The organism is Actinoplanes sp. KI2 (assembly GCF_025630775.1).
Lineage (GTDB): Bacteria > Actinomycetota > Actinomycetes > Mycobacteriales > Micromonosporaceae > Actinoplanes.
Window position 1 is genome coordinate 1 of record NZ_JAOSZE010000187.1, and the last position, 283, is coordinate 283.

1 protein-coding gene is annotated in these 283 nt (G+C 68.6%); it reads left to right on the forward strand.

Annotated features, from left to right (window positions below):
* Positions 1-283: FGGY family carbohydrate kinase (locus ODJ79_RS46900; RefSeq protein WP_263030222.1), on the forward strand; the 283-nt coding region annotated here is incomplete at both ends.

Sequence of the window (283 nt, forward strand, 5' to 3'; positions counted from 1 at the left end):
TGTTCGGCACGATGGACAGCTGGCTGCTGTGGAACCTGACCGGCCGGCACCTCACCGACGTCACCAACGCCAGCCGGACCATGCTGATGAACCTGGCCACCCTCGACTGGGACGAGCAGCTGCTGGGCTTCTTCGACATCCCCCGGGCCATGCTTCCGCAGATCCGGTCCTCGTCCGAGGTGTACGGCTACGCCGACACGGTGCTGCCCGGCGTGCCGATCGCGGCGGCCATCGGCGACCAGCAGGCCGCCCTGTTCGGACAGACCTGCTTCGCACCGGGCGA